Source organism: Anoxybacillus sp. CHMUD (assembly GCF_013096965.1).
GTDB classification, from domain to species: domain Bacteria; phylum Bacillota; class Bacilli; order Bacillales; family Anoxybacillaceae; genus Anoxybacillus; species Anoxybacillus kestanbolensis_A.
The window spans coordinates 1-382 of sequence record NZ_SDLG01000098.1; the positions used below are offsets into that span (position 1 = coordinate 1).

At 26.7% G+C, this 382-nt stretch carries 1 protein-coding gene; it reads right to left on the reverse strand.

Features of this window, described 5'->3' with window-relative positions; genetic code table 11:
* Positions 1-283, reverse strand: a 283-nt coding sequence (locus ETB99_RS14780; RefSeq protein ID WP_171700950.1) for a GntR family transcriptional regulator, incomplete at its 3' end; no start/stop codon positions are given.
* Positions 284-382: the final 99 nt, after the last annotated feature.

Sequence of the window (382 nt, forward strand, 5' to 3'; positions counted from 1 at the left end):
CTTTTGGTTTATATGAATCATCATCAAAAAGAGAAGGGATAGGTTGATTGTTTAAAATTGTTAAAGATTCAATTTCGGACACAAAATATCCAGAGCGAGGTCTTGAATAAATGTAACCTTCATCTAATAGAAGTTGATATGCATGTTCTACGGTTGTTTGGCTGATAGATAAATGTTTGCTTAATTGTCTTTTAGAATAAAATTTATCACCTTCTTTAAATTGACCTTCAATTATTTGTTTTTTTAATTTTTCATAAAGTTGATGGTATAAAGTGTTTTTCAATTTTATAACTGACCTCCTAAATTTGTCTTATTTTGTACCTTTTTAAATATCAGTTTATACATTACAATGTATTTAATCAACTTGAAAAGGGGTTTTATG